This window comes from Allobosea sp. 10L422, assembly GCF_056395345.1.
The window spans coordinates 378,051-397,922 of the sequence record NZ_JBFTJI010000003.1 but is presented as its reverse complement, the minus strand read 5'-3'; the positions used below and the strand labels follow the sequence as shown (position 1 = coordinate 397,922).

Annotated in this window: 20 protein-coding genes, 1 tRNA gene and 1 pseudogene; 10 read left to right on the top strand and 12 right to left on the bottom strand. The window is 65.5% G+C overall.

Annotation, left to right across the window (positions count from 1 at the left end; all coding sequences use genetic code 11):
* The first annotated feature begins 16 nt into the window (after positions 1-16).
* Positions 17-93 (top strand) — tRNA-Met (locus AC1DEZ_RS10105).
* A gap of 100 nt (positions 94-193) precedes the next feature.
* Here the strand turns inward: AC1DEZ_RS10105 and AC1DEZ_RS10100 are convergent.
* Positions 194-838 (bottom strand): helix-turn-helix domain-containing protein, encoded by a 645-nt coding sequence (locus tag AC1DEZ_RS10100; protein ID WP_476779659.1) that lies wholly within the window; start codon positions 836-838, stop codon positions 194-196.
* Here AC1DEZ_RS10100 and AC1DEZ_RS10095 point away from each other — a divergent pair.
* A complete protein-coding gene (locus AC1DEZ_RS10095) occupies positions 837-1,640 on the top strand; it encodes a DUF72 domain-containing protein (RefSeq protein ID WP_476779658.1) in 804 nt (267 codons plus the stop codon). The genes AC1DEZ_RS10100 and AC1DEZ_RS10095 overlap by 2 nt on opposite strands.
* A gap of 3 nt (positions 1,641-1,643) precedes the next feature.
* On the opposite strand, the gene AC1DEZ_RS10090 is transcribed toward AC1DEZ_RS10095, so the two are convergent.
* From AC1DEZ_RS10090 to AC1DEZ_RS10080, 3 genes are all read right to left on the bottom strand, one after another.
* Positions 1,644-2,135, bottom strand: coding sequence for a YbaK/EbsC family protein (locus tag AC1DEZ_RS10090; RefSeq protein ID WP_476779657.1), 492 nt, complete (start codon positions 2,133-2,135; stop codon positions 1,644-1,646).
* Positions 2,132-2,410: a hypothetical protein gene (locus AC1DEZ_RS10085; protein WP_476779656.1), complete on the bottom strand. Its 279-nt coding sequence runs from the start codon at positions 2,408-2,410 to the stop codon at positions 2,132-2,134. The genes AC1DEZ_RS10090 and AC1DEZ_RS10085 overlap by 4 nt, the downstream gene beginning before the upstream one ends.
* Positions 2,411-2,489: 79 nt before the next feature.
* On the bottom strand, positions 2,490-3,074 hold the full coding sequence (locus AC1DEZ_RS10080; protein ID WP_476779655.1) for a TetR/AcrR family transcriptional regulator: 585 nt from the start codon (positions 3,072-3,074) through the stop codon (positions 2,490-2,492).
* Between the two features lie 85 nt (positions 3,075-3,159).
* On the opposite strand from AC1DEZ_RS10080, the gene AC1DEZ_RS10075 reads away from it, so the two are divergent.
* Together AC1DEZ_RS10075 and AC1DEZ_RS10070 are read left to right on the top strand one after the other, a co-directional pair.
* The gene (locus tag AC1DEZ_RS10075) at positions 3,160-3,972 is read left to right on the top strand and encodes a crotonase/enoyl-CoA hydratase family protein (RefSeq protein WP_476779654.1); all 813 of its coding nucleotides are present in this window, start codon (positions 3,160-3,162) and stop codon (positions 3,970-3,972) included.
* A 14-nt stretch (positions 3,973-3,986) separates the two neighbouring features.
* Entirely contained in the window at positions 3,987-4,412 is a 426-nt protein-coding gene (locus AC1DEZ_RS10070) for a DUF1330 domain-containing protein (RefSeq protein ID WP_476779653.1), read from the top strand.
* Between the two features lie 23 nt (positions 4,413-4,435).
* Here the strand turns inward: AC1DEZ_RS10070 and AC1DEZ_RS10065 are convergent, their stop codons facing one another.
* A complete protein-coding gene (locus AC1DEZ_RS10065) occupies positions 4,436-5,440 on the bottom strand; it encodes a LysR family transcriptional regulator (RefSeq protein WP_476779652.1) in 1,005 nt (334 codons plus the stop codon).
* 107 nt (positions 5,441-5,547) lie between these two features.
* Here AC1DEZ_RS10065 and AC1DEZ_RS10060 point away from each other — a divergent pair, with 107 nt between their 5' ends.
* The 3 genes from AC1DEZ_RS10060 (at position 5,548) to AC1DEZ_RS10050 (ending at position 10,970) form a co-directional block, all read left to right on the top strand.
* Positions 5,548-6,384 carry an alpha/beta hydrolase fold domain-containing protein gene (locus AC1DEZ_RS10060; protein ID WP_476779651.1) on the top strand — a complete coding sequence of 279 codons (837 nt, stop codon included), beginning with the start codon at positions 5,548-5,550 and terminating at the stop codon, positions 6,382-6,384.
* 50 nt (positions 6,385-6,434) lie between these two features.
* Positions 6,435-7,634, top strand: coding sequence for an efflux RND transporter periplasmic adaptor subunit (locus AC1DEZ_RS10055; protein WP_476779650.1), 1,200 nt, complete (start codon positions 6,435-6,437; stop codon positions 7,632-7,634).
* Between the two features lie 156 nt (positions 7,635-7,790).
* The gene (locus tag AC1DEZ_RS10050; RefSeq protein ID WP_476779649.1) at positions 7,791-10,970 is read left to right on the top strand and encodes an efflux RND transporter permease subunit; all 3,180 of its coding nucleotides are present in this window, start codon (positions 7,791-7,793) and stop codon (positions 10,968-10,970) included.
* An 86-nt stretch (positions 10,971-11,056) separates the two neighbouring features.
* Here the strand turns inward: AC1DEZ_RS10050 and AC1DEZ_RS10045 are convergent, their stop codons facing one another.
* Together AC1DEZ_RS10045 and AC1DEZ_RS10040 are read right to left on the bottom strand one after the other, a co-directional pair.
* A complete protein-coding gene (locus AC1DEZ_RS10045; protein ID WP_476779648.1) occupies positions 11,057-12,376 on the bottom strand; it encodes a sensor histidine kinase in 1,320 nt (439 codons plus the stop codon).
* Entirely contained in the window at positions 12,373-13,113 is a 741-nt protein-coding gene (locus AC1DEZ_RS10040) for a response regulator (protein ID WP_476779647.1), read from the bottom strand. Before AC1DEZ_RS10040 ends, AC1DEZ_RS10045 begins: the two co-directional genes overlap by 4 nt.
* Positions 13,114-13,385: 272 nt before the next feature.
* Here AC1DEZ_RS10040 and AC1DEZ_RS10035 point away from each other — a divergent pair, with 272 nt between their 5' ends.
* Together AC1DEZ_RS10035 and AC1DEZ_RS10030 are read left to right on the top strand one after the other, a co-directional pair.
* Positions 13,386-14,117 carry an alpha/beta fold hydrolase gene (locus tag AC1DEZ_RS10035; RefSeq protein ID WP_476779674.1) on the top strand — a complete coding sequence of 244 codons (732 nt, stop codon included), beginning with the start codon at positions 13,386-13,388 and terminating at the stop codon, positions 14,115-14,117.
* Between the two features lie 169 nt (positions 14,118-14,286).
* Positions 14,287-15,840, top strand: a complete 1,554-nt coding sequence (locus AC1DEZ_RS10030; protein ID WP_476779646.1) for a cytochrome c biogenesis protein DipZ — start codon at positions 14,287-14,289, stop codon at positions 15,838-15,840.
* On the opposite strand, the gene AC1DEZ_RS10025 is transcribed toward AC1DEZ_RS10030, so the two are convergent.
* From AC1DEZ_RS10025 to AC1DEZ_RS10005, 5 genes are all read right to left on the bottom strand, one after another.
* Positions 15,792-17,147 carry an MltF family protein gene (locus tag AC1DEZ_RS10025; RefSeq protein ID WP_476779645.1) on the bottom strand — a complete coding sequence of 452 codons (1,356 nt, stop codon included), beginning with the start codon at positions 17,145-17,147 and terminating at the stop codon, positions 15,792-15,794. The two genes, AC1DEZ_RS10030 and AC1DEZ_RS10025, sit on opposite strands and share 49 nt — an antisense overlap.
* A gap of 197 nt (positions 17,148-17,344) precedes the next feature.
* On the bottom strand, positions 17,345-17,494 hold the full coding sequence (locus AC1DEZ_RS10020) for a hypothetical protein (protein WP_441514397.1): 150 nt from the start codon (positions 17,492-17,494) through the stop codon (positions 17,345-17,347).
* Positions 17,495-17,981: 487 nt separating this feature from the next.
* On the bottom strand, positions 17,982-18,305 hold the full coding sequence (locus AC1DEZ_RS10015; protein ID WP_441514396.1) for an HdeA/HdeB family chaperone: 324 nt from the start codon (positions 18,303-18,305) through the stop codon (positions 17,982-17,984).
* Positions 18,306-18,319: 14 nt separating this feature from the next.
* Positions 18,320-18,550, bottom strand: a complete 231-nt coding sequence (locus tag AC1DEZ_RS10010) for a hypothetical protein (protein ID WP_476779644.1) — start codon at positions 18,548-18,550, stop codon at positions 18,320-18,322.
* Between the two features lie 100 nt (positions 18,551-18,650).
* A complete protein-coding gene (locus AC1DEZ_RS10005; RefSeq protein ID WP_476779673.1) occupies positions 18,651-19,226 on the bottom strand; it encodes an alkyl sulfatase C-terminal domain-containing protein in 576 nt (191 codons plus the stop codon).
* A 98-nt stretch (positions 19,227-19,324) separates the two neighbouring features.
* Here AC1DEZ_RS10005 and AC1DEZ_RS10000 point away from each other — a divergent pair.
* Positions 19,325-19,642 (top strand): annotated as a pseudogene (locus tag AC1DEZ_RS10000) (CoA-transferase); the annotation flags it as partial.
* Positions 19,643-19,872: the final 230 nt, after the last annotated feature.

Here is a 19,872-nt window from a genome sequence, read left to right as displayed (position 1 = left end):
GGTCCCATATCCTTACCGCGGGGTGGAGCAGCCCGGTAGCTCGTCAGGCTCATAACCTGAAGGTCGTCAGTTCAAATCTGGCCCCCGCAACCAAACACAAAAACCCGTCGCAAGCAGCGGCGGGTTTTTGCGTCTAAAATCCAGAAAAACAGCGCAAAGCAGGCGTCCGCACCAAGTGATGCGCGCGTCACGGTTATGGATCGGCCTGCGGGGCGCCGGCAGATTTGCTGTCCGCTTCGCTTTTTCCATCGACTGCGACGGCCTCGACAAGCCGGATTGCGAGAAGCCGCAGTTTTCGCGAACGGATTCGCGCGAAGGCCTCGTCCAACCGGTGGCCTTCGGAAGGCGGCGTAGGCTCGGCCTCGTAATCGGCCGCCGGCTCCTCGGCCAAGCCGCTCGCCGATGGACTCGTGGCCAGGCCTTCGAAGAAGAAATGCAGATCGACGCCCAGCCGCTGAGAGAGAACGAAGATCGCGCCGGCGGTCAGCCGATCGGACCCATCCTCGTAGTTCCCGATTTGCTGATGCGAGACACCAAGCAAGCGAGCGATGTCCTTCTGAGCGAGCCCCATCTTGCCGCGAAGCAGCCGAAGACGGTCGCCCACATGCCGATTCGCGTGAGTCAATTCCGGTTTCATCGGGCCGCTCTCAGTCTCGATCTGGAGGAAAGCCGCTCGCATTATGCTGCTGACTTTCGAGGCGTCCACTGTCGGGCCGTCGGTTTCTCCTGACAGCGGAGGAGCGCCAGCCGTAATACCATGACTAGCCGCTGGAAACGGGTGGTGCTTCGGGAGCCGCCGCGGCAGGATCGGCGATCCCGGAGAGATGGAGTGAGGCATGGCGCAGGAAGCAGGAAGAATCCATATCGGCATAGGCGGCTGGGTCTACGAACCCTGGCGCGGATCCTTCTACCCGAAGGATCTGCCGCAAAAGCGCGAGCTCGAATATGCCGCGAGCAAGCTAACCTCGATCGAGATCAACGGCACCTATTACGGTTCGCAGAAGCCGGAGAGTTTTGCGAGATGGCGCGAGGAGACGCCCGAGGATTTCGTCTTCGCGCTGAAGGGCTCGCGATTCTGCACCAACCGACGCGTGCTTGCCGAGGCCGCTCCATCGGTCGAGAAATTTTTGAACAGCGGGTTGACCGAGCTCAGGCATAAGCTCGGGCCGATCAATTGGCAGTTCATGCCGACCAAGAAATTCGACCCCGAAGATTTCGAGGCCTTCCTCAAGCTCCTGCCGAAGGAACTGGATGGCGTCTCGCTACGCCATGCCGTCGAGGTCCGGCACGACAGCTTCCGCACGCCTGATTTCATCGCGATGCTGCGCGAGCATGGTGTCGCCGTCATCACCTCTGCCGATGCCGACTATACGCAGATCGCCGATGTGACGGCACCCTTCGTCTATGCGCGGATCATGGGCACGCAGGAAGCCGAGCCGACCGGCTATTCCGAGACTGGTCTCACACGCTGGGCGAAGGCAGCTCGGGACTGGGCCGAAGGCGGGGTACCGGAGGGGCTGGAGACGGTCGGGCCGGCCGCGCCCAAACGGAAGCGCGACGTCTTCCTCTATGTCATCAGCGGCGGGAAGGTCCGCAATCCCGCGGCGGCGATGGAACTGATTGCACGAACCAGAGATTGAGGTTCAGGCCGTCGTGACCGCCTCCTGCACCACGACTTCCTGGCAGACATCGACCCATTCGGCCTGGGTGAGCTCGGCCATGCGCTGCGGCGCGATGCGCAGCGCGCTATGCGTCGAGCCAGCCGCCGGGACAACGATATCGAAGGCTTTCAACGAGAGGTCGCAATAGACCTTGAGCGGCGTTGCCAGACCGAAGGGGCAGACGCCGCCGACCGGGTGGCCCGTCAGGGCTTCAACCTCTTCCTGCCCGAGCATGCGCGGCTTGCCGCCGAGCCCGGCCTTCGCCTTCCTGTTGTCGAGCCGCGCATCGCCGCGCGTCACGACCAGGACGACCTCCTCGCCGATACGCAGTGAGAGCGTCTTGGCGATCTGGCCGGGTTCGACACCATGGGCCGCGGCGGCGAGCGGCACTGTGGCGCTGCTCTCATCGGTCACGACGACGGTGATGTCGGGAGCGCGTTCGGCGAAGAAGGCGCGGACGGATTGAAGGCTCATCGGGCAATTCGCGAGGTCGACCAGAGGATCAGCAGGCTGGCTACCGCCGGCACGCCGAAGACGATGAGGAAGATAGGCGCTTCCTCCATGACGGTATAGCCCGCCCGGCTGACGCCGATCCAGAGGTTGATCAGGGCGCCGACCAGCCAGAGCGGCAGGAACAATCGGATGGCGAACGCGATCGGCCGGCCGGCGGAGATGGCGAGCCGAGGCGCAGCGACGAGCAGGATGCCAAGCAGGGCGAAGCCGATACCGATGACCTTGACGGTGTGCATGCGTCAGCCCTGCCCAATCGAAATCAGGATGAAGAACAATCGATTATCTTGCTCTGCGCAAGCCGCGGGCATGCACGGTTTATCCTTTTGCCGGGCCGCGCGCCCTTACGAGCGATCCGGCGGCGCGGCCGGCCGCTTCGATATAATMGGGATTGCGATGGATCAGCATGATCGAAAAGGCGCCATCCATCAGCAGGACGATTTCGCGGGCCAGAGCTTGCGCGTCGGCAAGGCCGCGATCCTGCATCGCCTGCGACAACCAGCTTTCGAAATTCGCCTTGTGACGTGCCCCCGCCTTGACGGCCGGGTGGCTGGGCATGGCAGCCAGTTCCGCGGCCGTGCGCAGGAAACCGCAGCCCTTCCACTTGGGATGCCGCGCGACGCGGGCCAGATTGGCGAAGATCGCTTCCACCTTGCAGTCGACGCCGCCATCGGCAGCCTCGAACCAGCCGGCCATCTGCTTCAGGTTCGGCTGATCCCGGGCATCGAGATAGGCGGCGACCAGATCGTCCTTGCTCTTGAAATGATAGTAGAGCGTCCGCTTGGTCAGCCCTGCCTTCTCGGCCACGGCGTCCACGCTGACGCGGCCGATACCCTCCGCATAAAAGAGCTTGGTGGCGGCGTCGATGATGCGCTTGCGCGTCGGGCTGGGTGCATCGGCCATTCCGCTATGTATACCGACTAGTGAATATACACAAATCGCAAAGGCCGCGATCATGTTCCGGTGAACCTGCTGGAAAGGAACGCCGATGAGCGATCTCGTCCTAACCGACACCCGCGATGCCATCGCGACGCTGACCCTAAACCGCCCCGACAAGCTCAACGCCTTGAGCTACGCCCTGATCGACCGGTTCCTCGAATTGCTCGACCTGATCGAGACCGATGAAGCCATCCGGGTCGTGATCCTGACGGGAGCGGGCGACCGCGCATTTTCGGCAGGGGCGGACATTCATGAGTTCTCGCGCAGTGTCGCGCAGGGTGTCGATGTCGCCATGCGGGATTTCGTCATGCGCGGCCAACGGCTCACCGCGCGGCTGGAAGTCTTTCCCAAGCCCATCATCGCCGCGGTCAACGGCCTGGCCTTCGGCGGCGGCTGTGAGATTACCGAAGCCGTTCCGCTGGCGATCGCGAGCGAGCGAGCTTCCTTCGCCAAGCCGGAGATCAATCTCGGCATGCCGCCGACCTTCGGCGGAACCCAGCGTCTGCCGCGCCTAGCCGGGCGCAAGCGCGCGCTCGAGCTGCTGCTGACAGGCGACGTCTTCTCGCCGGAGCGAGCCGTCGAGCTCGGCCTCGTCAATCAGGTCGTCGCGCATGACCAGCTCATGCCGGCCGCGCGCGATCTGGCCGGGCGAATTCTGCGGCATTCGCCGCTTGCGGCAGCGAGCATCCTGCGGGCGGTCACGCGCGGCCTCAACCAGAGCATTGCGGAGGGGCTGCTTGTCGAAGGGGAACAGTTCGCCCGGATGGCGCCGACTGCCGATCTGCGGGAGGGGCTCGATGCCTGGATGGCGCGCCGCAAGCCGGCCTATCCCGGATCCTGGTCGGCTAAGGCCGCGGTGTAACTGGGAGGCCAACCATGACGGGTTTCACGAGCTTCTCGCGCGAGGCCTTCGCCGCGTTCCGCGCAGACAACCGGCCCGGGCCGGTCCATATGCTCAATCTGATCCGGCTGCATGCCGAAGCCGGTTATCCCGACGGGCTGAGAGCTACTGGCGCGGAGGCCTATGCCAGCTATGGCAGGATCAGCGCGCCGGTGTTCGCGCGGCTCGGCGGCCGTATCGTCTGGCGGGGCCGCTTCGAGCTCGGCATGATCGGTCCGGAGGAGGAGCGCTGGGATATCTGCTTCATCGCGGAATATCCCAGCCCCGACAGTTTCGCCGAGATGTTGCGCGACCCGATCTACCGGGAGGCGATGGCGCATCGTCTGGCGGCGGTGGCCGACAGCCGGCTCATCCGACTGGGAGTCCTCCCAAGCGGCACCCGTTTCGACGGGCCTTCATGACGCGACAACCCATGCCGCTCGGCTCAGGCGGTTTCGATCGAGCCTTTCTCCGGCGCCTCAGCAGAAGCCTGCTGGGCCGCGAACTTTAGTGCCGGGCAGAGCATCGAAACGCCCTTCGCATTTCCTACGAGATCGTCCTTGGCAAACAGCTCCGCCAGCCAGTCGACGAAAACGCGCACCTTGTTGCTGAGGTGCCGGTTTGGCGGATAGACGATGTGAAGCGGCTTCGGTGCCGCGCACCAATCGAGCAGGAGCGGCACCAGCCGCCCGTCTGCGATCGGCTCTCGGGCCATGAAGGTCGGCAGCTGCACGATGCCATGGCCGGCAAGGCCGGCGGCGAGATAGCCGGTGCCGTCATTGAGCGAGATGGCGTAGCGGCCGTTGATTTCGATCGTCTCGGCCGGGTTCTGGTAGATCATCGACAACACGCGGCCGCCGAGTGCCGGTCGGTAGGCGACGATCTGATGGCCGTCCTCGATGTCGCGCGGATGGCGGGGCGTGCCGAAGCGGGCGAGATAGTCCGGCGAGGCGCAAGTGAGGAGCTGCATCTCGCCGATCCGCCGGGCGATCAGGCTCTGGTCAGTGATCTCGCCGGCCCGCACCGCGCAATCCAGGTTTTCGCCGATGAGATCGGCCGGGCGGTCGCTCAGGCCGAGATCGAGCTGGATGTCGGGATAGCGCGCGTGGAACTCATGCAGCGCCGGGATGATCACCGAGATCGCCAGCGAGGAACTGCAATCCACTCTGAGCCGCCCGCTCGGCCGCGACTGCGCCAGCGTGAGGCTGGAATCGAGCTCGGAAAGCTCGTCGAGCAGGCGCAGCGCCCGCTCGTAATAGGCCGCGCCGTCCATGGTGACGGTCACGCGCCGCGTCGTCCGGTTCAGGAGCTTGGCGCGCAGATGCGCTTCGAGCTGCTGGATCAGCTTGGTGACGGTCGGCTTGGGCATGTCGAGGAGATCGGCGGCGCGCGTGAAGGTTCCGGTCTCGACGACCCGCACGAAGGCCCGCATTGCTGCCAACTGGTCCATGACGTCGGATTGTTTCCGTATGGAAATAATGAATGAGTGGATAGCCTATTTATTCCGAAATACTGATTCACTAATTCGTGCTGCAACGCAACAGCGAGGGTGAGCCAATGCCCGCGATCGCCGCGCAGAAGCTGCAGCCGGTGCTTTCCGCCTTCTGGCGGGAGGAAAGACTGAGCGCCGGTGGAGAGACCTTCACCGGCCGCCTCTACGTTCCCGCCGAGGTTCCGGACAATGCAGGCCTCGTGCTGCATCTGCATGGCGGCCATTTCAACAGCGGCTCGCCGGCGCAGGGGCAGGCCGTCGCCACGGCCCTGACGGAAGCCGGCGCGGTCGTGTTCTCGCTCTCTTACCCGCTTGCGCCGGTGCAGCGCTTCCCCGAGACGCTGGAGCGCATCTATGCAGCGCTCGAGGCTCTTGCCAGGGGGCGCAATCGCTGGGCGACGCGCGGCGCGCCGATCTATGTCGCCGGTGAGGAAGCCGGCGGCAATCTCGCTGCGGCGCTGGCCATGATGGCGCGGGATCGCGGCGGCCCAGTGCTTGCTGGCCAGATCCTGTTGTCGCCGATGCTCGATGCCTGCCTCGGCACGGCTTCGCTGCGCGGCGCCCAGGCCGGACCGGTCGGCTGCCGCTGGGCCGATGGCTGGGCCGACTATCTCGGCACGCCCGAGCGCGCCGCCCACCCTTACGCGGCTCCGCTCCAGGCGACCCGCCTCGCCGGCCTGCCGCCAGCCTTGCTGATCAGCGGGCAGGACGACCCGATGCGGGACGAGGCGGCGCAATATGCCGCCCGCCTCGGCCAGGCCGGTATCGTCGTCCGCCATGTCGAGTTCACCGCGCCGACCCGCTGGCCGCAGGCCTATGCGGATGCGGCGGAGGAAGGCTCCTGTCTCTGCAAGAGCTGCGGCGAGATCGCCGCTTTCTATGAACGGACCGCGCCCTCCTAGCGCTCCCCCACTTTCGAACACCCACGGCATTTCCAAGGAAGGACCGACCCATGATTCCGGGAACGAACCGTCGCGGCCTTTTGGCCGGCCTCACCGCCTCAGTCGCACTGACCGCCATCACGGTCTTTGCCCTCTCCGGGACCCGCGCGCAGGGCGATACCGCGCCCGCGGCGCCGCCCGCCATCCCCGTCTCCGTCGCGACCGTCGAGGCCCGCGAGATCGTGCCCTGGGCGGAGTTCTCCGGCCGGCTGGAGGCGATCGAGCGTGTCGAACTGCGCTCGCGCGTCGCCGGTGTCGTCGAAGCCGTGCATTTCCGCGAGGGTAACCTCGTCAAGCAGGGCGATCTGCTCGTGAGCATCGATCAGGCGCCCTATCTCGCCGATCTGGAGCGGGCGGAGGCGCAGGTGCTCGCTGCCCAGTCCCGCGTTGCTCTCGCCGACAGCGAGAACGAGCGCGGCCAGCAGCTCAGCGCGACCCGCAACCTCTCGCAGCGTGATCTCGACACCCGCGTGAATGCGCTGCGCGAGGCCAAGGCCAATCTCCGCGCCGCCGAGGCCGCCCGCCGCACGGCGCAGCTCAACCTCGACTACACGCAGATTCGCGCGCCGATCAGCGGCCGCATCGGCCGGCTCGACGTCACCGTCGGCAATCTGATCGCGGCGGGCGGTCAGGTCCTGACCTCGCTGCTCTCGGTCGATCCGATCTATGCGGCCTTCAATGCCGACGAACGCAGCGTGCTCGACACGCTGGCCTCTTTGCCCCAAGGCTCGCGCGCGCTCGAACAGATTCCGGTCAAACTGACCACGGCGACCGCCGAGGCGGCGCAGTTTAGCGGCCGGCTGCACTTCGTCGACAATGGCATCGACGGCGCCAGCGGCACGGTCAGGGTGCGTGCCCTGCTCGACAATCCTGATGGCCGGCTGATGCCCGGCCAGTTCGTGCGGGTGCAGCTCGGGCAGGCCAAGGCCGAGCAGCAGCTCGTCATCAACGAGCGCGCGGTGGGAACCGACCAGAACAAGAAGTTCGTCTTCGTCGTCGGCGACGACGGCAAGGCGACTTGGCGTGAGGTTTCGCTCGGCTCCGCATATGACGGGCTGCGCGTGGTCAATGCCGGGCTGAAGCCCGGTGAGCGCATCATCGTCAACGGGCTGCAGCGCGTCCGGCCCGGCGCGGTCGTTGCGCCGCAGCCGGTGCCGATGGCCGAAAAGAGCGAGCTGAAGAAGTCCGCGACCGAACTCGCACAACGCTGAAAAACACGGCCGTCATTCTCGGGCGAAGCGGAGCGCAGACCCGAGAATCTCAGGCAGGAGGAGGCTGAAGGAGCCTCTTGCGGCAGGAGATGCTCGGGTCAAGCCCGAGCATGACGGTGCTTTCCCAACACAATATCCGCTCCGAAGGGGCGCCCCATGAACCTCTCGAAATTCTTCATCGACCGGCCGATCTTCGCGGCGGTCCTCTCCGTTCTGATCTTCTTGGCCGGGCTGCTCTCGATCAGGGCCCTGCCGATCTCGGAATATCCCGAGGTCGTCCCGCCGACGGTCGTCGTGCGGGCGCAATATCCGGGCGCCAGCCCGCGCGTGATCGCCGAGACGGTGGCGACGCCGATCGAGGAGCAGATCAACGGCGTCGAGGGCATGCTCTACATGTCGAGCCAGGCGACGACCGACGGCGTGATGACGCTGAACGTCACCTTCCGCCTTGGCACCGACCCGGACAAGGCCCAGCAGCTCGTGCAGAACCGGGTCAGCCAGGCCGAACCGCGCCTGCCGGAGGAGGTGCGCCGGCTCGGCGTCACCACGGTCAAGAGCTCGCCCGACCTGACGATGGTGGTGCACATCACCTCGCCGAACGGCCGCTACGACATGACCTATCTGCGCAACTACGCGGTGCTGAACGTCAAGGACCGGCTCGCCCGCATCGACGGCGTCGGCCAGGTCCAGCTCTTCGGCTCGGGCGACTATTCGATGCGCGTCTGGCTCGACCCGCAGAAGGTCGCCGAGCACGGGCTCTCGCCCGGCGACGTCGTGCGCGAGATCCGCGCCCAGAACGTCCAGGCCGCGGCCGGCGTCATCGGCGCCTCGCCGAATGCGCCCGGCCTCGACCTGCAGCTCTCGGTCAACGCGCAGGGCCGCCTCCAGAACGAGGAGCAGTTCGGCGACATCATCGTCAAGACCGGCGCTGACGGCGCGGTCGTGCGCCTGCGCGACCTCGCCCGCATCGAGCTCGGTGCCGCGGACTATGCGCTGCGTTCACTGCTCAACGGCAAGTCGGCCGTCGCCGTCCCCGTCTTCCAGGCGCCGGGCTCGAACGCCATCGCGATCGCCGACCGCGTGCAGGAGACGATGCGCGAGATCAAGCAGAACATGCCCGAGGGCGTCGACTACTCGATCGTCTACGATACCACCCAGTTCGTCCGCGCCTCGATCAAGGCGGTCATCTCCACGCTGCTGGAAGCGGTGGCGCTCGTCGTGCTCGTCGTCATCGTCTTCCTGCAGACTTGGCGGGCCTCGATCATCCCGCTCGTCGCCGTGCCGATCTCGGTCGTCGGCACCTTCGCGGTGATGTACATCCTCGGCTTCTCGATCAATGCGCTCAGCCTGTTCGGCCTCGTCCTCGCCATCGGCATCGTCGTCGACGACGCCATCGTCGTGGTCGAGAATGTCGAGCGCAACATCGAGAACGGCCTCTCCCCGCGCGAGGCGACCTATAAGGCGATGCGCGAGGTCTCCGGCCCGATCATCGCGATTGCGCTGGTGCTCGTCGCCGTCTTCGTGCCGCTCGCTTTCATTTCCGGCCTGACCGGGCAGTTCTACCGCCAGTTCGCATTGACCATCGCGATCTCGACGGTGATCTCGGCGATCAACTCGCTGACGCTGTCGCCGGCTCTCGCCGCGCTGCTGCTCAAGGGCCACCACGCGCCCAAGGACGCGCTGACCCGTGCCATGGACAAGCTGTTCGGCTGGTTCTTCCGCGCGTTCAACCGCTTCTTCAACCGCTCGTCGGAGGCCTATGGCGGCGGCGTGCGCCGGGTGATCTCGCATCGCGCGGTGATGCTCGCGGTCTATGTCGTGCTCCTCGGCCTTACCGGCGTGCTGTTCAAGGCGGTGCCGTCAGGCTTCGTGCCGGGCCAGGACAAGCAGTATCTTGTCGGCTTCGCGCAGTTGCCGGACGCGGCGACCCTCGACCGGACGGAGGATGTCATCCGCCGCATGGATGAGATCGCGCTGAAGCATCCGGGCGTCGAGAACGCGATCTCCTTCCCCGGCCTCTCGATCAACGGCTTCACCAACTCCTCCAATTCCGGCATCGTCTTCGTCGGCCTGAAGCCCTTCGACCAGCGCAAGGACCCCTCGCTCAGCGGCAACGCCATCGCGGCGCAGCTCAACAAGGAGTTCGGCGGTATCAAGGAAGCCTTCATCGCGATGTTCCCGCCGCCGCCCGTGCAGGGGCTCGGCACCATCGGCGGCTTCAAGCTGCAGATCGAGGACCGCGCCGGCCTCGGCTACGCGGCGCTCGACGAGGCGACCAAGGCCTTCATGGCCAAAGCCGCGCAGGCGCCCGAGATCGCCGGCATGTTCTCGAGCTTCCAGGTCAACGTCCCGCAGCTCTATGCCGATATCGACCGCACCAAGGCCCGCCAGCTCGGCGTACCCGTGACGGAAGTCTTCGATACGCTGCAGACCTATCTCGGCTCCACCTATGTCAACGACTTCAACCGCTTCGGCCGCACCTATACCGTGCGCGTCCAGGCCGACGCACCCTTCCGCGCCCAGCCCGAGCATATCGGCCAGCTCAAGGTGCGCTCCACCGCGGGCGAGATGATCCCGCTCAGCGCTGTCCTGAACGTTCGCTCCGACTCAGGCCCAGAACGCGCGATGCGCTATAACGGCTTCCTCTCGGCCGACATCAATGCCGGTGCGGCGCCGGGCTTCTCGTCGGGGCAGGCGCAGGCGGCGGTGGAGCGGATCGCGGCGGAAACCCTGCCCAAAGGCTTCGCCTTCGAATGGACCGAGCTGACCTATCAGGAGATCCTGGCGGGCAATTCGGCGGTGATCGTCTTCCCGGTCGCGATCCTGCTCGTCCTGCTGGTGCTGGCGGCGCAGTATGAGAGCCTGACGCTGCCGATCGCGATCCTGCTGATCATCCCGATGGGCCTGCTCGCGGCGCTAACCGGCGTCTGGCTCTCGGGCGGCGACAACAACGTCTTCACCCAGATCGGTCTCGTCGTGCTGGTGGGACTATCGGCCAAGAACGCCATCCTGATCGTCGAATTCGCGCGCGAGCTGGAATTCGAGGGCAGGACGCCCGTCGAGGCTGCGATCGAGGCGAGCCGGCTCCGGCTCCGCCCGATCCTGATGACCTCGCTCGCCTTCATCATGGGCGTGGTGCCGCTGGTCACCTCGACCGGCGCGGGCGCCGAGATGCGCCAGGCGATGGGCATCGCGGTCTTCTCCGGCATGATCGGCGTCACCGCCTTCGGCATCTTCCTGACGCCGGTTTTCTACGTGCTGATGCGCAAGCTGGCGCGCAACCGCCCGCTCGCCCGGCACGATGTCGAGGCGCCGGTGCTCCAAGCTGCGGAGTGAGAAAGCAAGTCCGCTTGCGATACCCGGCGCGCAGAACCTGCGCGCCGGGTATTTTTGTCTCGGCCGTGGGTCGCTCGGCGATGCGTTCAGCTCAGCGTGACCTCGGCGATCAGGCCGCCGCCCGGCCGGTTGGTCAACGTCAATTTTCCGCCGATCGCCGTGGCGAGCTGCTGGGCGATGGCAAGGCCGAGGCCCGTGCCGCCGGTGCTTCGGTTGCGGGATTGTTCGAGCCGGTAGAACGGCTGCAGGACCGCATCGAGCTCGTCGGCGGGAATGCCGGGGCCGCGATCGAGGACGAGGATTCGCAGCTTTCCGTCGGCCGCCTTCTCGAGCTGGATTTCCGCGGCGCCGGCGAATTTCAGGGCGTTGTCGATCAGATTGGTCAGGATGCGGCGCAGCGCGTGCGGGCGCGTCACTGCGACGGCGTCGATTGCGCTCGGCGTCGTGACCGCCTTGCCGGTGTCCTGATAGTCGAAGGCGATGCTCTCGACGAATGAGCTGAGATCGATACGCGCCGGCTTTTCGGCATCGCCCTGCGCGCTCTTCGCATAGGCGACGCCTTCGCGCACGAGCCGCTCGATCTCGGAGAGGTCGTTGACGAGCTTGTCCTTCTCCGGCCCATCCTCCGCCATCTCGGCGCGCAGTTTCATCCGCGTGATCGGCGTCTGGAGATCGTGCGATATCGCGGCGAGGATCTGCACCCGCTCCTGCAGGTAATGCGCGATCCGGTCCCGCATGGCGTTGAAGGCAGTGGCCGCATAGGCGACCTCGGCCGGGCCGTGCTCGTCGAGCCTTTCCGCCTTGCGGTTGGGGTCGAGTGTCTCGGCCGCATTGGCGAGCCGCAACAGGGGCCGAATCGCCAGCCGGACGGCAAACCAGGTGCAGAGCACGAGCAGGATAAGCTGGGCGACGAGCACATAGGGCAGCCAGCTCGCGAGCGGCATCAGCGCGGGCAGCATGTCGATCGTCACCGGCGAGCCGTCGCTGAGCGTGACATGGGCCTGGAGATGCTCGCGCTCGCCGGGAATGCTCTCGACCGTGACCGGGAAGCGCTTGCCGGCGGCGACATTGATGGTCTCAGCGACCTCCGCTGCGCGCCGGCTCAATTCGGGAACACCCGGCACGCCCGGCCCGAGCTCGTAGCGATAGGTGCGGCGCGCCAAGAGGCCGAGCCATTGCGGGCGCTCCTGCGGCGGCAGGCGGTCGAGCAGGGCGATCGAGGTCGCGACGTCGTTCTCCAGCGTCGTGTACATCGTCGCCTTGGCGCTCATGGTGCGTTCATAGAACTGCAGGCTGAACGACAGGGCATGCGCGACGGCGAGCCCGGCGAAGAGGATGAGGAAGAGCCGCCAGCGCAGCGTACGCGGCAGGTGCAGGAACCCACCGATGCGGGTGGCGACGCTCATTGCCGGGCCGTGACGATCTCGACCGGCATGGCGAGGACATAGCCCTCGCTGCGCACGGTCTTGATATAGGCGGGCTCTCGCGCATCGTCGCGCAGGCGCTGCCTGACACGGCTGACAAGCAGGTCGACCGAGCGATCGAAGAGCTCGGACTCGCGGCCCTGAGTCAGGTTCAGGAGCTGGTCGCGCGAGAGGACGCGCTGCGGATGGTCGAGGAAGACCCGCAGCAGGCGGTATTCGGCTCCGCTCAGCGCGATGGCCGTGCCTTCCTTGTCGAGGAGGTGGCGGGCGGTCGTGTCGAGCTGCCAGTCGCCGAAGGCGATGAGCTGGCCGGCTTCCGTCACCTGCAGATTGGGCGGCAGCATGCGCGTGCGGCGTAAGATGGCCTTGATCCGCGCCAGCAGCTCGCGCGCGACGAAGGGCTTCGCCAGATAATCGTCGGCGCCCATTTCCAGCCCGACGATCCGGTCGGTGTCGTCGCTGCGCGCGGTCAGCATCAGGATCGGCGTCGCCTTGTGCTTGCCCGCCCTGAGCTCGCGGCAGAGCACGAGCCCGTCGTCCCCCGGCATCATCAGGTCGAGGACGATGAGGTCGACCCGGTCGGCTTCGAGATAGGCGCGCATTTGCCTGCCGTCCGCGGCGGTCGTCACGCGCAGGCCGTTCTTCTTGAGATAGCTCGAGACGAGGTCCCGGATTTCCCGGTCGTCGTCGACGACGAGCACGTGGTCGATATGGTCCATCGGCAAGGCTTTCCGCTTCCGTCGTGGTAGAAATAGCAGAGCCCCGGCGGTTTGCCCGAGCCTTCTGCGGGAGATTTGTAAGCGCGTGTATCGGCTCTCTGGCCCGATACGGACGCGGACAATATTCCCGTCGAAGCCTTCGCTTCGTTTGGGCAGGGTGCCTGCGAGCACGCAGCCGCCCGGTTCGGCCTGCCTGTATCAATCGTCCTCAAACGAGCAGGAAGGAAGCTTCAATGCGTAAGGGTTTCATCTCGGCCATCATCGGCGGGCTCATGCTGCCGATTGCCGGCACATGTTCCGCCGTGGAAGCGGCGGAAATCCGCAACATCGTCATTGTCCACGGCGCTTTCGCCGACGGTTCCGGCTGGCGCAAGGTTTCGGACCGGCTGGCCGCGAAGGGCTACAACGTCTCCATCGTGCAGGAACCGCTGACTTCGCTGCAGGACGATGTGGCCGCCGCCAAGCGCGTGCTGGCGCTGCAGGATGGCCCGGCGCTCCTGGTCGGGCACAGCTATGGCGGCATGGTCATCAGTGATGCCGGCAATGACCCCAAGGTCGCCGGGCTGGTCTATGTCGCCGCCTTCCAGCCCGAGAAGGGCGAGAGCCTGGCGAAGCTCGCCGGCAGCAAGCCGGTTCCGAATGCCCCCGTCGATGCGATCAAGGCCACGCAGGACGGTTATCTCTATCTCGATCCGAAGCGCTTTGCGGCCGCCTTCGCGGCCGATCTGCCCAAGGCGGAGGCGGCGTTTCTCGCGCGCTCGCAGGTCTTCGCCGCGCAGGCTGTGTTCACGGCGGAAGCCGGGGAGCCGGCCTGGAAGAGCAAGCCGAGCTGGGCACTGGTCGCGAGCGACGACCGTTCGATCAATCCAGCACTCGAACGCGACATGGCCAAGCGCGCCGGCAGCACGGTGCGGGAGGTCGCGGCGAGCCACGCCGTTTACGCCTCGAAGCCGGCCGAGGTCGCGGAGCTGATCGCCCAGGCGGCGGGCGCCGTCTCCCGATAGTCGCATTGCCCGGGCGGGCCCCATGATCGCCCGCCCGGCACTATTGCTACAGAGCGTTACAGATCGGCCTTTCGGGGAAACATCGGAGATACGTCGCAAGGGTTGAGTGCCGGGTATCCGGCGGAGGTTTCAAGCCAAGCGTCTCCGCCGCCCCCCGAGAGGACCAGCCATGACCTTGTTCGTCATCTCCTATCTCGCCGGCGTGCTGACGATCCTCAGCCCCTGCATCCTTCCCATCCTGCCCTTCGTCTTCTCGCAGGCCGGGCAGCCTTTCCGCCGCAGTGGCCTGCCGATGCTGACCGGCATGGCGCTGACTTTTGCGGCCGTCGCCAGCCTCGCCGCCATCGGCGGAAGCTGGGCGGTGCAGGCGAACGAAATCGGGCGCTATGCGGCGGTTGCGCTGCTCGCTCTGTTCGGCGTCACGCTCATCTCGCAGCGCGCGGCGGCAATCTTCGCGCGTCCCATCGTCGCGCTCGGCGAACGGCTTTCCGGGAGCAGCGAAGGCGACACGCACTCCGTTGGCGGCTCGCTTCTGCTGGGCATCGCGACCGGCTTGCTCTGGGCGCCATGCGCTGGCCCGATCCTAGGCCTCGTGCTGACCGGCGCCGCGCTGCACGGCGCCAGTTCCGAAACGGTCTTGCTGCTGGCTGCCTATGCCGCGGGCGCAGCAACTTCTCTCGCTCTGGCCCTGCGGGCTGGGGGGCCGGTCCTTGCCGCGATGAAGCGTTCGCTCGGGGTTGGCGAGCGGGTTCGGCAGGGCATCGGCGTAGCGGTTCTCGGGAGCGTGCTGGCGATTGGCCTCGGCCTCGATGCCGGCGTCCTGACCCGGCTCTCCTTTGCCGGCACGGTCGGCGTCGAGCAGAGCCTGCTGGATGCGCTCGGCCCGCGCCCGGCCGAGGCAGGTCAGCCTCGCGCGACTGAGAACGCCGTCCAGCCCTATCGCAGCAACCTGCCGGATTACGGCGCAGCCCCCGGCTTCGACGGCGCGACCGGCTGGCTCAACTCTGGCCCGCTGAACGCCGAGCAACTGAGCGGCAAGGTCGTTCTCGTCAATTTCTGGACCTATTCCTGCATCAACTGCATCCGCACCCTGCCGTATGTCCGGGCCTGGGCGGAGAAGTACCGGGATCAGGGGCTCGTCGTGGTCGGCGTCCACACGCCGGAATTCGCCTTCGAGAAGAAGGTCGAGAACATCCGGCAGGCGATCGCCCGCTTCGGCATCGCGCATCCCGTCGCGGTCGATAACGATTTCCGGATCTGGCGCGCTTTCCGCAACAGCTACTGGCCGGCGCTGTACTTCATCGATGCGCAAGGCCGCATCCGCTACAGCCAGTTCGGCGAGGGCGGGGAGGCGCGCTCGGAGCGTGTCATTCAGGACCTCCTTGCCGAAGCCGCCGGCCGTCGCAATGCCGAGGCAGAGCTGGTGACGCCGCAGGCGCCGGGAGCTCAGGCTCCTGCCGATCTCGCGAATATCCGCTCGGGCGAGAACTATCTGGGTTATCACAAGGCCAACGGCTTCGTGTCACCGGAGGGCGTCGCCAGCGATCGCCCGCAGGATTGCGCAGCCCCTGCTTCGAACTGTGTCAGGAAGCGATCGATGATGGCCGGCCCGGCTTCTAGATCGGCAGTCAAAGCCTCGGCAGCCATCGGCGGTATCTCGCATCGAGAGGAAGGTCATCGCGAAGCAGCGGCTTGTTCCTGCTGCTGGAGCATGAGCGAATAGGCGACGAAATATTTGTAGATGTTGCTGACGTACTGGACCGTCTCGCGCCCCACGACCTGCGCGGCCGCATGCTCGACGTTCCCGAACCAGACGTTGGGGTCGAGGCCTTTCTCGCGGGCGATGCGTCGAAATTTTCGGAGATTACCGGGCCCGGCATTGTAGGCGGCGAAGGCGAAGAGGACCTGGTTTCGCGCGTCGACCGCTGGATCCTTCGCGATATAGGTCTCGGTGATATGCCGCATATAGGCGGCGCCGGCCTGGATGTTTCGGTCGGCATCCTTGTCGACCCCGGTGATCTCGATCGGCTTCGCCGCGGCCGTTTTCGGCAGCAACTGCATCACGCCGACCGCCCCGCGATGGCTGCGCCTGCTCTGGTCGAGCTGCGATTCCTGATAGCCCTGCGCCATCAGCATCAGCCAATCGAAGCGATACGCCTCGCCATGGGAGCGGAAGAGCATCACGAGCTCCTTGAAGCGCTTCGCGTCTTCCGGGGAATAAGCGTTCTTCACGACCCTATCGCTGGCGAAGTAGCGCCGCTTCACATCGTTCCCGAAGGCGGTCCCGAGCTTGTGTTCCTTCACGAAGGCGGCGAGTTCCGCTTGGAGTTGGGGAGAGCCCTTCCGGAATGCCCATGCGACTGAGCCGCCGCTGCTGATCGCCAGGTCTGACCTGACCTTCAGCGTCGGGAAGACGAGCGACCATAGCGCCGCCTTGTGATCGTCGACGACGGCGAACGGGAGCAGCCCGGCACCGACCATCTCGAGGATGTCCTCGTCCTCCAGGTTCTCGTCGGCCGCCTTGATCCGAATTGGCTTCAGCCCCTTCGCTTCGAAGCCCTTGCTGAGCTCGCGGAGGTGGGTGGCATAGCTGCTGCTCTCCCTGACGTAGATCTCGCGCCCTGCGAGGGCCTCGAGGTCGGACATCTCGGGCGCCGACGGACCAATGACAATGACCTCCTTGACCTGTGTCATCCAAGGTTCGGCGAAATCCGCCAGCGCCTGCCGCTCCGGCGTGATGGTCAAGTTCCCGGCGACGATGTCCCCGCGTCCCTCGTTCAGCGCTCGCTCGAAATCGCCCCGCGGGACAGGCACGAAGGCCACCGTGATGGCGAGGGCCTTGGTCTTGTGACGGTGGTTTATCCAGGTCTGGAAGCGCTGCCCGAGTTCGGCGACGACGCCGAGCTGGCGCCCTCGATCAATGAAGAAGAGCGTCTTGCTGTACGGAACGAGTATTCTGATGACCCGACGCTCGAGCATGCCGTCCAGATCACCCTGCCAGGGCTTGAGTTGAGGCAGACTCGCGGTCACGGGTGCCTTTGGCACGGTCTGAGCCGCGGCGGTAGCCGAGAGGCAAGTAAGTATCAGGCCGAGGGAAGCCAGCCGCCGCATCGAACCGATCACCCCTAGTCCTTTCGTCGTCAGAAGCGGTATGAAACGCTGAAGATTGGACCGCTAAGGCTCGGCCGTAGATGAAGCCGCCTTGTCCGTCGAAGCATCGCTCGTCTTCAATTCGGGCATACGTCCCAGAAGCCCTGTGTGCGCTCCGGGTTCGTATAGAACCAGCAATAGCCGGGGGCCGGCGGCTGCGAGTTGATATAGGCGGAGGCGGCCGCTGCCGTCGCAAACCCGATCGCAGCGCCCGATGCGACGGCCATGCCGGGATGCCACCAATACGAGGCAGGACGCACCCAGCCGGCGCGATAGCCCGGCCGGATCGGAACGGGTCGATAGCCCGGTCTCACCGCCACGCGACCGCGGCCGGCTACGACGTTCCCACGTGGTCCACGCGCGACGTATCCTCTGCCAGCAACCGCGCCGCGGGGCCCCCGCGCAACGTAGCCGCGGCGAGCGATGGCACCACCTCTGGGCCCCACCATCCCGCCCCGCCTGACCGCCCGGCCGCGATACTGGACGTATTCCGCAGATTGCAGCGATGAGTCCTCCATCGGCGGGCCTGCGGAGATTGCGGACGCTTCGATCGGCGCGAGGATGCCGATCAAAAGAGCGGACGCCAGGAACGAGACGCGAAGCATGGGCTCTCCTTCTCTCTTGGTTGAAGGAGGTGGGCGAACGGCATCGCCCACCGTCGAGGTCCAGGATGTCATTGGTCGACCGGTTCGGCCGACTCGCAGGCAGCGAATGTCACTTCTTCTTTTTGAAGAGAGTGTCGATCGCCTTGATGACCGTGATGTTCTGGTTCGCCTTGCAGTAGACGATCACCTCATGGAGGTCGTCCTTCACGCGGGTAATCTTGGCCCGGTGGGCTTTCGCCAAGCCGTTATACCAGCCGCTGTACCAGGCGGCCAACAAGTCGGCATCCTCCTGGAAGGTACCGGCCAGTTGGCCACAGGTCAGCTTCTGGACATCCACGTAGCCGTCCTTGTCAGCATAGTTGGACAGCGGAACTTGAGCCGACGCGGCACCGCAGATCAGCACAAGGACGGTCGATAGCACGAACTTCTTCATCACAGCCTCCTTCTTCACACGATGTAGTTCAGCCAACTCTTCATCCGCAGCATGACGCGGCGGACGACAGCGATCGGTACGAGATAAACCGCTACCTGAGCCGTCGCGCCCGCAGGGAGCCCCAACCCGTTCAAGTCGGCGTCGATAACCGCCGGCGCCAAGCCGGGTGTCTTGCCTCTGTCTTCAGGATTGAGCAGCGACGGGCTCGCCTGAAGCAGTCCTTGCGAGACCGCTTCGACGAGCACCCGGATCTTCCTGGGAACACCCCGCCAGGCCGCAGGCTTTGACGCCGGATAGCAAGATGAGCCAAGCCTGCCATTAAAGCAGGCTTGGCTCTGTCGTGTCTCACGGCGTAACGATGTTGAACCAGAACGGGAACTTGTCGAGATAAGAGACGAGTTCGGTGAGCTTGGCCTTGTCGCCCGTGAGCTTCACGCTGCCCGCCTTCAGGGCATCATCCAGCGAAGTCTGCTGGAGAATGATGTCGTTGAGCGTGGAACGGGTCAATGTCATTGAAACGTCGGCACCATTGACGCTCTTACCAGCGGTATTGTTGAGCACCCCGTTCTCAAGCTGAACGAAATACTTTTCGTTCGTATCGGAAAAGTCGAAGTTGAAGCTCGCCTTCGCCGCCGCCGCCTTCTCAGCATTCAGGCGCACGCCGAGATAGTCGAAGAACAGGCCGAGATTCATCGCCTTGATGGTGTCGGGGCTGGCTGTGTTGGGCGTCGGCAGCTCCGCAACGCCCTTCCGGAGTTCCTGTGCACCGGTCAGATAGAAGTTCCGCCACGGCCCCGACTCCGCTTGATAGCCGAGTTGCTCCAACGCGTCGGCCTGAAGATCCTTCGCCGCCTGGTTCTTCGGGTCCGCGAACACAGCGTGATTGACCACCTGCGCAACCCAACGGAACGCGCTTGCGATTGTCTGGCAGCAGGCTGCGGGCGATAATCTGCTTCATCACCTCCGAGCTGCCACCGCCGATCCGCGCCATGCGGGCATCCACGAACGCGCGGGCGATCGGGTACCTCGCCAACTGGATGATTCCCGGCAAGGTGGTGAAGGGCATGGGCGGCGCCATGGACCTCGTCGCCGGCGTCAAGAAGGTCGTCGTGGTGATGGAGCATGTCGCCAAGAACAAGGACGGCTCGGAATCGCCGAAGCTGCTCAAGGCCTGCGACCTGCCGCTGACCGGCGCCGGCGTGGTCGACATGGTCATCACCGACCTCGGTGTCTTCGCCATCGACGAAAACGGCGGCGGCATGACGCTGATCGAGCTCGCCGAAGGCGTCAGTCTTGAGGAAATCAAGGCCAAGACCGAGGCGGAGTTCAACCAATGACCGTGAAGCGGTCCGAGAGAACGGCGCGTCGGGTCGATCTGCCCTATCAGGAGGAATGCAATCATAGCGCGACGAAAACCGAGCGCGTGAACGCCGACGCAGCCACCGCGCTATTGGCGGTGGAAGTTCAGCGGGCAGACGATCGCCTCAGGCATCACACGATTGAGGCGAAACGGACAGCGGTCCGGCGGAGCGCCAGGAGCGACTAGCCACCCGTAGCGGTTCCGACG

What these genes read in the sequence shown, in the direction of transcription:
- AC1DEZ_RS10045 (WP_476779648.1), bottom strand. Translation starts at nt 12,376, where the DNA reads ATGAGCGTCGCCACCCGCATCGGTGGGTTCCTGCACCTGCCGCGTACG.
- AC1DEZ_RS10055 (WP_476779650.1), top strand. Translation starts at nt 6,435, where the DNA reads ATGATTCCGGGAACGAACCGTCGCGGCCTTTTGGCCGGCCTCACCGCC.
- AC1DEZ_RS10050 (WP_476779649.1), top strand. Translation starts at nt 7,791, where the DNA reads ATGAACCTCTCGAAATTCTTCATCGACCGGCCGATCTTCGCGGCGGTC.
- AC1DEZ_RS10095 (WP_476779658.1), top strand. Translation starts at nt 837, where the DNA reads ATGGCGCAGGAAGCAGGAAGAATCCATATCGGCATAGGCGGCTGGGTC.
- AC1DEZ_RS10075 (WP_476779654.1), top strand. Translation starts at nt 3,160, where the DNA reads ATGAGCGATCTCGTCCTAACCGACACCCGCGATGCCATCGCGACGCTG.
- AC1DEZ_RS10035 (WP_476779674.1), top strand. Translation starts at nt 13,386, where the DNA reads ATGCTGCCGATTGCCGGCACATGTTCCGCCGTGGAAGCGGCGGAAATC.
- AC1DEZ_RS10085 (WP_476779656.1), bottom strand. Translation starts at nt 2,410, where the DNA reads ATGCACACCGTCAAGGTCATCGGTATCGGCTTCGCCCTGCTTGGCATC.
- AC1DEZ_RS10060 (WP_476779651.1), top strand. Translation starts at nt 5,548, where the DNA reads ATGCCCGCGATCGCCGCGCAGAAGCTGCAGCCGGTGCTTTCCGCCTTC.
- AC1DEZ_RS10090 (WP_476779657.1), bottom strand. Translation starts at nt 2,135, where the DNA reads ATGAGCCTTCAATCCGTCCGCGCCTTCTTCGCCGAACGCGCTCCCGAC.
- AC1DEZ_RS10070 (WP_476779653.1), top strand. Translation starts at nt 3,987, where the DNA reads ATGACGGGTTTCACGAGCTTCTCGCGCGAGGCCTTCGCCGCGTTCCGC.
- AC1DEZ_RS10040 (WP_476779647.1), bottom strand. Translation starts at nt 13,113, where the DNA reads ATGGACCATATCGACCACGTGCTCGTCGTCGACGACGACCGGGAAATC.
- AC1DEZ_RS10015 (WP_441514396.1), bottom strand. Translation starts at nt 18,305, where the DNA reads ATGAAGAAGTTCGTGCTATCGACCGTCCTTGTGCTGATCTGCGGTGCC.
- AC1DEZ_RS10065 (WP_476779652.1), bottom strand. Translation starts at nt 5,440, where the DNA reads ATGGACCAGTTGGCAGCAATGCGGGCCTTCGTGCGGGTCGTCGAGACC.
- AC1DEZ_RS10100 (WP_476779659.1), bottom strand. Translation starts at nt 838, where the DNA reads ATGCCTCACTCCATCTCTCCGGGATCGCCGATCCTGCCGCGGCGGCTC.
- AC1DEZ_RS10030 (WP_476779646.1), top strand. Translation starts at nt 14,287, where the DNA reads ATGACCTTGTTCGTCATCTCCTATCTCGCCGGCGTGCTGACGATCCTC.
- AC1DEZ_RS10020 (WP_441514397.1), bottom strand. Translation starts at nt 17,494, where the DNA reads ATGGCCGTCGCATCGGGCGCTGCGATCGGGTTTGCGACGGCAGCGGCC.